Annotated in this window: 11 protein-coding genes; 4 read left to right on the forward strand and 7 right to left on the reverse strand. The window is 63.9% G+C overall.

Annotation, left to right across the window (positions count from 1 at the left end; translation table 11 throughout):
• The first annotated feature begins 14 nt into the window (after positions 1-14).
• The 4 genes from AC57B1_RS29295 to AC57B1_RS29310 all read left to right on the forward strand — a co-directional run bounded on the left by AC57B1_RS29295 (position 15) and on the right by AC57B1_RS29310 (position 4,695).
• Positions 15-1,583, forward strand: coding sequence for an AMP-binding protein (locus AC57B1_RS29295; protein WP_496419426.1), 1,569 nt, complete (start codon positions 15-17; stop codon positions 1,581-1,583).
• Between the two features lie 206 nt (positions 1,584-1,789).
• Positions 1,790-2,950, forward strand: coding sequence for a CaiB/BaiF CoA transferase family protein (locus AC57B1_RS29300; RefSeq protein WP_496419427.1), 1,161 nt, complete (start codon positions 1,790-1,792; stop codon positions 2,948-2,950).
• 40 nt (positions 2,951-2,990) lie between these two features.
• Positions 2,991-3,740, forward strand: coding sequence for an electron transfer flavoprotein subunit beta/FixA family protein (locus AC57B1_RS29305; RefSeq protein WP_496419428.1), 750 nt, complete (start codon positions 2,991-2,993; stop codon positions 3,738-3,740).
• A 10-nt stretch (positions 3,741-3,750) separates the two neighbouring features.
• Entirely contained in the window at positions 3,751-4,695 is a 945-nt protein-coding gene (locus AC57B1_RS29310; protein ID WP_496419429.1) for an electron transfer flavoprotein subunit alpha/FixB family protein, read from the forward strand.
• 72 nt (positions 4,696-4,767) lie between these two features.
• On the opposite strand, the gene AC57B1_RS29315 is transcribed toward AC57B1_RS29310, so the two are convergent.
• From AC57B1_RS29315 to AC57B1_RS29345, 7 genes are all read right to left on the reverse strand, one after another.
• Positions 4,768-5,844 (reverse strand): MBL fold metallo-hydrolase, encoded by a 1,077-nt coding sequence (locus tag AC57B1_RS29315; RefSeq protein WP_496419430.1) that lies wholly within the window; start codon positions 5,842-5,844, stop codon positions 4,768-4,770.
• Positions 5,845-6,001: 157 nt separating this feature from the next.
• Positions 6,002-6,826 carry an SDR family NAD(P)-dependent oxidoreductase gene (locus AC57B1_RS29320; protein ID WP_091804514.1) on the reverse strand — a complete coding sequence of 275 codons (825 nt, stop codon included), beginning with the start codon at positions 6,824-6,826 and terminating at the stop codon, positions 6,002-6,004.
• A gap of 25 nt (positions 6,827-6,851) precedes the next feature.
• A complete protein-coding gene (locus tag AC57B1_RS29325; protein WP_496419431.1) occupies positions 6,852-7,268 on the reverse strand; it encodes a MaoC family dehydratase in 417 nt (138 codons plus the stop codon).
• A gap of 12 nt (positions 7,269-7,280) precedes the next feature.
• Positions 7,281-7,721, reverse strand: coding sequence for a MaoC family dehydratase N-terminal domain-containing protein (locus tag AC57B1_RS29330; RefSeq protein WP_408348695.1), 441 nt, complete (start codon positions 7,719-7,721; stop codon positions 7,281-7,283).
• A 27-nt stretch (positions 7,722-7,748) separates the two neighbouring features.
• Positions 7,749-8,933 (reverse strand): lipid-transfer protein, encoded by a 1,185-nt coding sequence (locus tag AC57B1_RS29335; protein ID WP_091804505.1) that lies wholly within the window; start codon positions 8,931-8,933, stop codon positions 7,749-7,751.
• A gap of 31 nt (positions 8,934-8,964) precedes the next feature.
• Complete coding sequence (locus AC57B1_RS29340; RefSeq protein ID WP_091804502.1) at positions 8,965-10,104, reverse strand: acyl-CoA dehydrogenase family protein; 1,140 nt, start codon at positions 10,102-10,104, stop codon at positions 8,965-8,967.
• 45 nt (positions 10,105-10,149) lie between these two features.
• Positions 10,150-12,030: a feruloyl-CoA synthase gene (locus tag AC57B1_RS29345; RefSeq protein ID WP_496419432.1), complete on the reverse strand. Its 1,881-nt coding sequence runs from the start codon at positions 12,028-12,030 to the stop codon at positions 10,150-10,152.
• Positions 12,031-12,134: the final 104 nt, after the last annotated feature.

Here is a 12,134-nt window from a genome sequence, read left to right on the forward strand (position 1 = left end):
AAAAGGACGTTGAAATGCCCAGCAAGATTGCCCCCCATGAAGGCGCCACGGTAGGCGCGCTGTACCGTTCGGCCTTTAAGGCCTTTGCGTCGCGCGAAGCCCTCGTGGGTGATGGCGTGCGGCTAAGTTATGAAGAGCTTGCTTGCCGTTGCAAGCGTATGGTGGCGTATTTCGAGTCCATCGGAGTTCGCCCCCAGGATGGCATCGGGCTATTGTCAGGCAACAGTCCTGATGCGGTGGTCGTGCTGATCGCCGCGCAACTGTTCGGACTGCGTCTTATCCCGTTGCATCCGCTTGGCTCTGAGGATGATCATGCGTATGTGCTGCGCGATAGCGGAATGAAAGCGCTGGTGGTGGACACCGCCCGCTATGCCGAGCGCGGGGCCGCATTGGCACGCCTGGGTATCGTCGGGCACGTGCTCACGCTGGGCCCGTCCGCGTTTGGTACAGATATCCAGGTGGCCTCGGCCAGCATGGACCCTTCCGAGGCGGAATATGACGCCCAACCCGACGACATTGCCAAGATCTCCTATACCGGAGGCACAACTGGGCAATCCAAGGGCGTGCTTCAACGGCATCGCGCAATCGTAACGATGACACTGCAGCAACTGGCGTGCTGGGAATGGCCGGCGCAGCCTCGTTTCCTCGCGGCAACGCCGATCTCCCACGCAGCGGGCGCGTTCATCCTGCCCACCTTTCTACGCGGCGGCACGGTCTTCTTTATGGACAAGTACCACCCGGAGCGATTCCTCGAGACTATTCAGACCCACGGCATTAATTGCACGTTTCTTGTTCCCAGCCAGATCTACGGGCTGCTCGAGTCGCCGGTCCTCGGCGACTACAACCTGGCGAGTCTGCAACGCCTCTGGTACGGGGCGTCTCCCATCACGCCCGCGCGTCTGCAGGAGGGACTGCAGAAGTTCGGTCAGATTTTTGGGCAGATTTATGGTCAGGTTGAAGCCCCCATGACGGTGAGCTATCTGCGCTCGGACGAGCACGATCCTGCGAGGCCGCATCTGCTGGCTTCTTGTGGCCGTGTACTCCCCGGCAACGAAGTCAAACTGCTCGACGCCGATCACGCGGAAGTGCCGGCCGGTGAGGTCGGTGAGCTTTGCGTGCGTGGATCGCTGGTCATGTCGGGTTACCTGAACCGGCCTGACGAAACCGATAAAGCCTTCGCGGGTGGCTGGCTGCACACGGGCGACATGGCACGTAGGGATGCCGAGGGCTATGTGTATCTGGTCGACCGGGCCAAGGATATGATTATTTCCGGCGGTTTCAACGTCTATTCCAGCGAAGTGGAGAACTGTCTCGCGCTCCATCCGGCGGTGGCCATGTCTGCCGTAATTGGCGTGCCCGACCCGAAGTGGGGCGAAGCGGTGACCGCCGTGGTCGTGCTGAAACCACAGGCGACGGTGAGCGCACGCGCGCTGATCGAGTTCGTTGCTGCGCGCAAGGGCGTTGTGTCGGCGCCGAAGACTCTATTCTTCGAAACTGCTTTGCCTCTGACGGCGATCGGCAAGGTCGACAAGAAAGCCATTCGCGCAAAGTACTGGGTGGGTCAGGATCGTCAGGTCAGCTAGCGACAGCGGTTCAGCGTTCTGTCAAAAAGAGCCCGCGCTGTATCAGTGGCCGTTAGATTGATCCGCCCTGCTACCCGACCGGGGTGGTGCCGGTTTGCGCGCATTCTGGCTTACTTCTACTCAGGCAGGGCCGACTTCAACGGTGGGTGCCAACCAATAACGGTGCGCGCGGCGCACCGTCATGCAAAACGCAGAGTGGAGGGACGATGGGTGTTTTGAGCGGTATTCGCGTGCTGGAATTCGAGGCGATCGGACCGGGGCCCTTCGGCGCCATGTTGCTGGCCGATATGGGCGCAGATGTCTTGCGTATCGACCGGCCGCTTCCACCTGCCGATCTGGGTCCGAAGACCAACGGCAAGCGTGCGGACGTCACAGGGCGCGGCCGTCGCTCGGTCACGCTCGATCTGAAGCAGCCGCAGGCGATCGAGGCCGCGCTGGATCTGATGTCGCGCGCCGACGTCGTGATCGAAGGGTTTCGCCCCGGCACGATGGAGCGTCTCGGGCTTGGACCGCAAGCCGCTTTGGCTCGCAATCCCCGGCTCGTGTACGGGCGCATGACGGGGTGGGGGCAAACCGGGCCACTCGCCGAGCGGGCAGGCCACGATCTGAACTACATCGCACTGTCCGGCGTGTTGTCGGGTATTGGTCGCGCCGGTGAGCCGCCCGTGCCGCCTTTGAACCTCGTGGGCGACTACGGCGGTGGCGGCATGCTGCTGGCGTTGGGTGTGGTGGCGGCATTGTTCAACGTGCAGCGCGGCGGCGAAGGCCAGGTCGTCGACGCCGCGATGATCGAAGGCGCGGCGCAGTTGGGCTCGGTGATCTGGGGGCTGCTCGCCTCGGGTAACTGGCGGGAAGAGCGCGCCAGCAATCTGCTGGATGGCGGCACGCCCTGGTACGACAGTTATCGCACGAAAGACGGCGGCTACATGGCGGTTGGCGCGGTCGAAGCGCGCTTTTACGCGGAGCTTCTGTCGAAGCTCGGCCTCGCGCAAGCGGGCCTGCCGGCACAGCACGATCGCAGCGGCTGGCCCGTGCTGCGCGAACGCTTCACAGCGGCCTTTCTTACGCGTACGCGCGACGAATGGTGTGCGGTGTTCGAAGGCAGCGATGCATGTGTTGCGCCGGTGTTGAGCTTCTCGGAAGCGCCGGCGCATCCGCAACACCGTGCTCGCGGCAGCTTCGTCGAGGTAGCGGGCGTCGTGCAGCCGGCGCCTGCGCCGCGCTTTTCCGCGACGCCTTCGAAGATCGCGCAGCCGGCCCCGCAGCGCGGTGAACACGGCCTGGCCGCATTACGCGATTGGGGCTTCGACGAAGCCGCTGTTGCACGCATGCGCGATCACGGCTTGGGCTACCGGACTGAAGCGTAAAGCGCCATCAGAAAAGACAAGTTGGGTTTGGAGACAAAAGATGAAAGTACTGGTCGCGGTGAAACGCGTGGTGGACTTCAACGTCAAGGTTCGAGTCAAGTCGGACGGCTCGGGCGTCGAGTTGGCGAACGTCAAGATGAGCATCAATCCGTTCGATGAAATCGCCGTCGAAGAAGCGGTGCGTCTGCGGGAAAAAGGCGTGGTCAGCGAAGTGATCGCGGTGTCGTGTGGCACGAGCGCCTCTCAGGAGACTTTGCGCACGGCGATGGCGATCGGCGCGGATCGCGGCATTCTGGTCGAGACGGATGCAGAATTGCAGCCGCTCGCCGTCGCCAAGCTGCTGAAGGCGCTGGTCGACAAGGAGCAACCGCAGCTGGTGATCCTCGGCAAACAGGCGATCGATAACGACTGCAACCAGACCGGGCAAATGCTGGCGGCGCTCGCTGGCTTTCCGCAGGCCACGTTTGCAAGCCGGGTGGAGGTGTCGAACGATTGCGCGACGGTGACGCGCGAAATCGATGGGGGGCTCGAGACGTTGCGGCTCAAGCTGCCTGCGGTGGTTACGAGCGACTTGCGCCTGAACGAACCGCGCTATGCGACGCTGCCCAACATCATGAAGGCGAAGAAAAAGCCGCTCGATGTCGTCACGCCGGAACAACTCGGCGTGGATGTCGCGCCGCGTCTGAAGGCGCTCAGCACGACGGAACCGGCCGCGCGCAGTGCGGGCGTGAAGGTGCCCGATGTCGCGGCGCTGGTCGCGAAGCTCAAGAACGAAGCGAAAGTCATCTGAGGAAATCGATATGACTGCATCCAATCAAGTGCTGGTCGTGGCCGAACACGATCAGGTTTCGATCAGGACCGCCACGCTGAACACGGTTGCGGCCGCCTTGCAATGCGGCGCCGAGGTTCATGTGCTCGTAGCCGGGCATGAAGCAACCGGTGCGGCAAAAGCCGCCGCTGCGATCACAGGCGTGACGCGCGTGCTCCACGCAGACGCGCCGCATCTCAGCGACGGTCTCGCCGAGAATATCGCGGCTCAGGTTGTCGCGCTCGCCGCGGGTTACGGCCATATCCTGTTTCCGTCCACTAGCGCTGGCAAGAACGTCGCGCCGCGCGTCGCGGCGCTGCTCGACGTGGCGCAGGTCTCGGATATCGTTCGGGTGGTGAGTCCGGACACGTTCCAGCGTCCCATCTACGCGGGCAATGCGCTGGTGACGGTGCAAAGCAGCGACCCGGTGAAGGTGCTGACCGTGCGCGTGACGGGATTCGATGCCTTGCCGGCCGAAGGCGGCGCGGCGCACATTGAAACGGTCGACGCGGTTGCGGACAGTGGTTTGTCCACCTTCGTCGAACGCGTGGTCGCGAAAAGCGACCGGCCCGAACTTGCCGGTGCACAGATCGTCGTGAGCGGCGGGCGTGCGCTTGGCAGCAGCGATCGATTCAACGAAGTCCTCACACCGCTCGCCGACAAGCTCGGTGCCGCGCTGGGCGCGAGCCGCGCGGCGGTGGACGCGGGATTTGCGCCGAACGACTGGCAAGTGGGCCAGACGGGCAAGATCGTCGCGCCGCAACTGTATGTGGCGTGCGGAATCTCGGGGGCGATTCAGCATCTGGCGGGCATGAAGGATTCGAAGGTCATTGTCGCAATCAACAAGGATCCGGAGGCGCCGATCTTCAGCATCGCGGATTACGGCCTGGAAGCCGATCTGTTCGATGCCGTGCCGCAACTGGTCAGCGCGATCTGAGGCTTCTCAACGCAGCATGGAAGGCAAGAAGGGGGCATCGCCGCGTCGCGCGGCGATGCCCCCTTTGCACTGTTACGACACCAGCGAATACCAGTTGGTCCCGTCATCACGAAGTTCGCGCCGAACTTCGCCACGCCCGATCAGGTAGTTCAGGCACGCGAGGCTTTCGCCGGTCGCGAGGCTCATTTGCGACATATCCTCTTCGCCGACCCTGCGCGCAAACAGCGCGCCAAACACGTCGACGGCGCGCCGCGGTTCGCTGAGCGCTTGCCGCAACCGATCGAGGCTGCGGTCCTGGCTGCGTCGCAGATGATCCAGCCGCGCATGCAGGCCGCGGAAACAGTCGTTATGAGCGGGTAGCACGAGCACGTCGTCCGGGACCTGCTCCTTCAGTTTTGCGATCGACGCATACCAGTCCGCCATCGGGTTGGCGTCCGGTTCGAGCGGATACACCGAGACATTCGATGAGATTCGCGGCAGCACCTGATCGCCGGAAATCAACACCTTCAACTCCGGGCAATACAGACAGGCGTGCTCCGGCGAATGGCCGGTGCCGACGATCACCCGCCACGTGTGCCGGCCAATCATGATTTCCTCCGCGTCATGCAGGCGCCGAAAACTGTCCGGCAGCGCATGAATATGCTGCCCGAAGCGGCCGAAGCGTGCGCGATAGAGTTCAATCGCCGCCGCGCTCCAGCCGGCGCGGCGGTAGAACGCCACGCCGTCGTCGGGCGCCTCGCGGCCGGTGTCCGACGCGGCGACGCGGCAATTGAGGTATTCGAGGCGCGTCATCCACAGACGGCAGTCGAAAGTCCGCGTGAGCCAGCCTGCCATTCCCACGTGATCGGGGTGCATGTGCGTGACGAACACGCGCGTGACAGGGCGGCTCGCGGAAGACTCGGTGCAAAGGCGACGCCATAAGGCCGTGGCGGCATCCGTGCGTGCTCCCGTGTCGACGATAGCCCAGCCGTCGCCGTCCGCGATCGTCCACACGTTGATGTGATCGAGCGAGTAGGGCAGCGGCATGCGAATCCATTGCACACCTGGCGCAACCTCCAACACGTTGCCGGACATTGGCGGCGACTCGAAGGGATAGCTCACGGAAGGAAGCGCGCTGCCGGTCGGCGCGATGCGAGTGTCATCGGTCATGATTGGTTTGGCTCCGGAAGACGTCGGCCAATCGACAGGGCGAGTAAGCAGACGGCGCGATGTCCGTACACCCGGTCGTTGAAATGCAAACGCCGGCATGCTTGACGACACATGCCAGCGCAGACGAGGCCCGGTCGAATGCCGGGACCGTGTGGGATTACTGCAGATTGCCCGCGACCGCGATGGTCTGACCGGTGATGTAGTTCGACTCGGGCGAGCAGAACAGGTAGACGCCGCCGGCTGCTTCTTCGGGCGTGCCGCCGCGACCGAGCGGATTGCGCTGCGCGTGCGACTTGAGCAATTCAGGATTCAGGCCGACGCGGATATCCCGGCCTTCGATCGAGACCGTCGCCCCTGCCTTCGCATCAGCCGAGGTCATGCGGGTGTGGATCAGACCGAATGCCACGCAATTCACGTTGACGTTGAAGCGCCCCCATTCGCGGCTCAGCGCGCGGGTCATGCCGATCACGCCGGCCTTGGCCGACGAGTAATTCATCTGCCCGGCATTACCGTTAAGCGCGGACGTCGACGAGATGTTGACGATCTTGCGGTACACGTCGCGGCCGGCTTCCTTGTCGGCGGCATGCAGTGCCTTGATGTGCGGGTACGCCGCACGCAGGATGCGAAAGGGCGCCGTCATGTGGCAGTCGATGATCGCGTACCACTGCTCGTCGGTCATCTTCTGGACCACGTCGTCCCACGTATAGCCGGCATTGTTGACGATGATGTCAATGCTCTTGAACGTGCTCATCGCCGTGTTGACGAAACGCTCAGCGAAATCCGGTGCGCTTACGTTGCCAGGACACGCTACGGCTTCCGCGCCCATCTTCTTCAGCACTTCGACCGTTTCATGCGCCGGATCGGCGTCGAGGTCGTTGATCACGAGGCGTGCGCCCTCGCTCGCCAGTTTCTCGGCGATCGCGCGGCCGATGCCGCGACCCGAACCGGTGACCAGCGCAACCTTGCCGTCAAGCTTTCCCATGTGTTGTCTCCTTGATTGATGCGGATTACAGAGCGATCACGGCGTCGCCGAGGACGCGCGGTTCGCCATATTGATTGGCCGTCTGGATCTCTACTTTCACGCGGCGCTCGCCGTCGGCTTCGAACTTCTCGACGACCCGGCCACTGCACGTGATCCGGTGTCCGAGATGCGTGATGCCGACAAAGCGCACGCCGAATTGCCGCAGTTGCCGCTGATCGACCCAGGCGTTCAGCAAGCGTCCGAGATACGCCATCGACAGCATGCCGTGGGCGAAGACGTCGGGCATGCCGCTGCGGCGCGCGAAGTCGAGGTCGATGTGGACCGCGTTGTGATCGCCCGAAGCGCCGGCAAAAAGCGCCAGCGTCGTGCGGTCGATCGGCGCGAGCGTCAGCGGCGGCAGCGTGTCGCCCACCTTGACGTCGTCGAAGCTCAATGTGCTCATTCGTGTCTCCTCTCAGCCGTTGCGGTGGACCAGCACGCTGCGCATGTCGGCCACATGCTCGCCTTTCTGGTTGGTCACCCGCGTTTCGCGCACCACGAAATCGAGCGCGCCACCTTTCTTGTCGTAGATGTCGGCGATGTGGCATTCGAAGAGCAGCACGTCGCCGGCGTAGGCCATCCGGTGATAGGTGAACGACTGTTCGCCATGCAGGATGCGCGCAACCTGGATGCCGATCTCGTCGCGCCAGCTTTTGTCCGGCTGCTCCAGTTCGAGCGAGAACAGGAACGTGGGCGGCAATGGCAGACCCGGGTGACCCGCGTCGCGGGCAGCGGATTCGTCGAAGTAGACCGGGTTGGTTTCGCCGGTTGCCTTGGCGAAGAACCGCAGGCGGGCCGCGTCGGTCACGGTGCGAAACGCGGGAATGACTTTGCCGATGTGTTTTTTATCGATCATGTCGGACACTCCGATAGAGGTGGCGCACTACGCGGCCTTGTACACGGTCGTGACGCACGCTCCGCCGAGCCCCAGATTGTGCGCAAGCGCGACCTTCGCGCCTTCCACCTGGCGTTGCTCGGCCGTGCCGCGCAACTGATGCGTCAGTTCGTAGCACTGCGCAAGACCGGTCGCGCCCAACGGATGCCCTTTCGACAGCAAACCGCCCGACGGGTTGACCACCCACTTGCCGCCATACGTGTTGTCGCCATCGTTGACGAGTTTTTCCGCTTCGCCTTCTCCGCACAGACCCAGACCTTCGTAGGTCAGCAGCTCGTTTTGCGCGAAGCAGTCGTGCAGTTCGATCACGTCGATATCTTCCGGGCCGACACCGGCCTGCTCATAAGCGAGCTTCGCGCCGGCGCGTGTCATGTCGAAGCCGACCACACGGATCATGTCGCGCGAGTCGTACGTGCTGGGCAGATCGGTAGTGAGAGACTGGCCCGCAATCAGCACGTCGGTGCGCAGGCCGCGTTTGCGGGCGAATTCCTCCGACACCACGATGGCCGCGGCCGCGCCGCAGGTCGGCGGGCAGGCCATCAGACGCGTGAGCACGCCTTCCCAGATCATCGGCGAGGCGAGCACTTCTTCCGGCGTTACGACGGTGCGGAACACGGCGAGCGGATTGCGCGCCGCGTGCCGGCTCGCCTTCGCGCGAATCTTCGCGAACGTTTCCAGCTTCGTGCCGTACTTTTCCATGTGAGCCCGGCCCGCGCCGCTGAACTGACGGATCGCGCTCGGCAGATCGGTGCGATCCACCAGTTCGTTGACCAGATTCAGCGCACGTTCGAGCGCCGGCGCACGGTCGCTCCACTTCGACGACAACGCGCCCGGCTGCATGAATTCGAATCCGACGGCGAGCGCGCAATCGACCACGCCGCTTTGCACCGCCTGACGCGCGAGGAACAGCGCCGACGAACCCGTCGCGCAGTTGTTGTTCACGTTGATGACGGGAATGCCGCTCATGCCGACGTGATAAAGCGCTTTCTGACCGCAGGTCGAGTCGCCGTACACATAGCCGGCGTAGGCCTGCTGCACATCCGCGTAGTCGATTCCGGCATCGGCGAGTGCTTCGCGCACGGCGCCCGCGCCCATCACGTCGTAGGGGTCGCTGGTGCCGGGCTTCTTGAACGGAATCATGCCGACGCCGGCGACGAACACGTTACGAGTCATATCACTGCTCCTTGGAAATGGAATGTTCGAATTACAGCTTGCGGGAGATGAGGTCGCGCATGACCTCGCTCGTGCCGCCATAGATGCGGTTGACGCGGGCGTCGGCGAACGCGCGGGCCACGGGGTACTCCAGCATGTAGCCGTAACCGCCGTGCAGTTGCACCATGTCGTCGAGTGCCTTGCCGAGCGATTCCGTGGCGAACAGCTTGGCGATCGCGGCTTCCTCCAGCGTCAGGCGCCGGCGCACGTGTTCAGCGAGGTAGTGGTCGACCAGCACGCGCACCGCGGTTGCCTGCGCCTTGATGTCGGCCAGCTTGAACTTGGTGTTCTGGAAGTCCCACACGGTCTGATTGAAGGCCCTGCGGTCCTTGACGTAATTGATCGTGTGCTCGAGACAGGCTTCGAGTTTTGCGGCGGCGCCGATCGCAATCGAAAGACGCTCCTGCGGCAGTTCGCCCATCAGATAAGCGAAGCCTTTGCCCTCTTCACCGAGACGATTGCCAACCGGCACGCGCACGTTGTCGAAGAACAGTTCAGCGGTGTCCTGCGAGTGCATGCCAACCTTGTCGAGCTTGCGGCCACGGCGGAATCCCTCACGGGTCGCCTCGACGACGATCAGGCTGACGCCCTTGGAGCCCGCGCTAGGATCGGTCTTGCACACCAGAATGATGAGGTCGGCGTTCAGGCCATTGCTGATGAAGGTCTTGCTGCCGTTGATCACATACTCGTCGCCGTCGCGCAAGGCGGTGGTGCGGATCGCCTTCAGGTCGCTGCCGGTGCCGGGCTCGGTCATGCCGATCGCGAGAATGGATTCGCCGGTACACGTTTTCGGCAGCCATTTCTGCTTCTGCTCTTCATTGCCGATGCGCGCGATATACGGTGCAATCACGTCGGAGTGCACGCCGAAGCCGAGGCCACTCAGCCCGGCGCGATTGGTTTCCTCATTGAGGATCGCCGCGTGGCCGAAGTCGCCGCCGCCACCACCGTATTCGGTCGGCAGCGTCAGGCACAGCAGACCCTCGCGGCCTGCCTTCAGCCACGTCTCGCGGTCGACGCGCCCGGCTTTGTCCCACTCGGCCTGTTTGGGAGCGCACTCCCGTTCCAGGAAGCGACGCACCGTGGTGCGTAGCATTTCATGATCGTCACGAAAAACAGTACGGGTAATTTGCATCACTAAATTCCTGAGGATGAGTGCGGCATGAGCGGATAGATGGCGTTATCGCGCGCAGGCGATATGTGCCGCAGGTTCGGTGTGGTAGAGCTGTTCGATCAGATGAGCGCGGCGCGCGCGGGTCACGGCCTGGTTCACGTAGCCTTTCTCGGCGATCTCATTGGCGTCGATCGACGGGGGCTCGGCCATCAGCATCAGGCGTTCGATCGTGCGGCTCGCGCCGCCGCCTTTGTGGCCGGCGAGGCGTTCGCGCAGCGCGGCGACCACGAGCGGATGCTCGACCAGCGCAGCCGCGTCGAGCTCGGCGAGTTCGGGCGCGAGGCGCCGGCAGGCGGCCACGTTAGGCCAGGCGAGCGCGGCGAGAAATTCGTGGTCATGGCCGCAGATCACGGCATCTGAAATGAGCGGGGCGCATTGATCGAGCAAACCGAGCCGCACCGCGCCGGTTCGAACCCAGGTGCCGTTCGTCAGCTTGAAGTCCTCGACCACCCGCCCTGCGAACAGCAGGCCTTGCGCCGGATCGTCCGGATTCGCGAGGCGCACGGCGTCGCCGAGCCGGAAGTAACCTTCTTCGTCGAAAGCGGCGGCGGTGAGCGCCGCATTGCCGATGTAGCCGCCGAACACGTTCGCGCCGCGCATGCGGATTTCGTAGCGGCCGTCGCCGCCTTCGAGCGGCAGCAGCTTCACTTCCGAACCCGGCACAGGGCCGCCGATGTTGCCGAGATCGGTCGCGGGCCAGCCGCAGTAGGTGCCCATTCCGCTCGTCTCGGTGCAGGCAAGGCCTGTCGAAAAGACGATGCGCTTGCCGATCGTGTCCACCGCCACGCGCTGGATGCGATGCCACACGTCCGTCGGCAAGCTTGCTCCGCCATAGCCGAAGTACTGCACATTGGCGAACAGGCTGCGCGCGAGCACGGGGTCGCGCTCGAGTTCGCCGGCCAGCACGGCCCATGCGGAGGGGACGCTGGTAAAGACCGTGGGCGACACTTCACGCAGGTTGCGCACGGTGCGCTCGATCATGCCAGGCAGCGGGCGTCCGTCGTCGATATAGTGCGTCGCGCCGAACTGGACGGAGCGGCCGATGTTCAGCACGCCGCCAAGGCCGTGGTGCCACGGCAGCCAGTCGAGGAACACCGGCTGCGATTCGCCCAGCCAGCCGAGATTGTCGGCGTAATAGGCGGCGACTGCCTTGAAGTTGCTGTAAGCGAGCGGCACGCCTTTCGGCGTTCCAGTCGAACCCGACGTGAAGAGGACGCGCACGGTATCGTCCTTGCGGATCGCCGCGTGCGCTGCGGCAACGGCGGCGGCGCGTGCCGGCGTCATGTCGACGGCAAGCAGGTCGGCCCATGCGTGTTGTGAAGGCTGGGCGTTGCGTACCGCGATGACCGGCGTTGCCGCCAGTTCGGTGATCGTGAGCGCGCGTTCGAACGACGCCGCGTCCTGCACGAACACCGCCGCCGGCGGCACCAGTTCGAGCACGCCCTTCAGACGTGCGAAGTTTTTGCTGAGCGTGGAATAGGCGGGCGAAACCGGTGCAGCGGGAATGCCTACATACTCGGCTGCGAGCAGAAGCACGGCCTGCTCGATCGAATTGCCCGAGAGCAGAACCAGCGGGTGCTGCTGGCCGAGGCCCATTTCCAGCAGGCAGGCAGCGACCGTTTGCACCTGATGCCACAGGTCGCGCCAACTGATCGTGCGCCAGGCGCCGCTGCTATCGCGTTCGCAGAATGCCGGACTATCACCGCGGCGCTCGGCCCATTCGGGGATGAAATCGGCGAAGCTGTTGTGTGCGATGTCGGGGGGCGGACTGGCGGAACTCAGCATCAACGTGCCGTCGGCGCGGCGTTCGACGAGCGGACGCCGTTCCGGAAAGCGTACGGGACGGTAAGGGGCTGCCGTGTATTCACTAGCCATGAGCGTACTCATTACGCTTGTCTCCTGAGCTTCAGCGCGCGACAGGGTGCGCACCGGCGTTTGTTGTGTGAGGCGCGCACGCCGTGAACGGCTGCGCGCGACCCCTTGACTTAGAG

Source organism: Paraburkholderia sp. BGA-UO-ETr-F21, assembly GCF_059567925.1.